The organism is Brochothrix campestris FSL F6-1037, assembly GCF_000525915.1.
GTDB lineage: Bacteria > Bacillota > Bacilli > Lactobacillales > Listeriaceae > Brochothrix > Brochothrix campestris.
Map to the genome: position 1 here is coordinate 1 of NZ_AODH01000088.1, position 712 is coordinate 712.

Here is a 712-nt window from a genome sequence, read left to right on the forward strand (position 1 = left end):
TACTGCACATCCTTCGCGTTTATCGCTTGGCCGTCTTTATTTAACACTCGTTTGAACGGGGCATCTGCATCGTATGCTTGACCGACATATAACGACACGTCTTGTAATTCAGCAGTTGTTTGATCGGCTTTAACCGTCACCTTGGCTGGCTCACTGTACACCCACTTACTGAGGGCGTTGGCAATCACGATTCGCACCTGATGTGTGCCTGGTTTAGTGGTGTCTAATTCTTTCGTCAACACATTGTTCACATAGTAATACTGCACATCCTTCGCGTTTATCGCTTGGCCGTCTTTATTTAACACTCGTTTGAACGGGGCATCTGCATCGTATGCTTGACCGACATATAACGACACGTCTTGTAATTCCGCAGTTGTTTGATCGGCTTTAACCGTCACCTTGGCTGGCTCACTGTACACCCACTTACCGAGGGCGTTGGCAATCACGATTCGTACCTGATGTGTGCCTGGTTTAGTGGTGTCTAACTCCTTCGTCAACACATTGTTCACATAGTAATACTGCACATCCTTCGCGTTTATCGCTTGGCCGTCTTTATTTAACACTCGTTTGAACGGGGCATCTGCATCGTATGCTTGACCGACATATAACGACACGTCTTGTAATTCAGCAGTTGTTTGATCGGCTTTAACCGTCACCTTGGCTGGCTCACTGTACACCCACTTACTGAGGGCGTTGGCAATCACGATTCGCA

The 712-nt window shown here is 47.5% G+C and carries 1 pseudogene; it reads right to left on the reverse strand.

From position 1 onward, the window contains the following. Positions 1 to 712, reverse strand: a pseudogene (locus BCAMP_RS14075) (hypothetical protein); the annotation flags it as partial.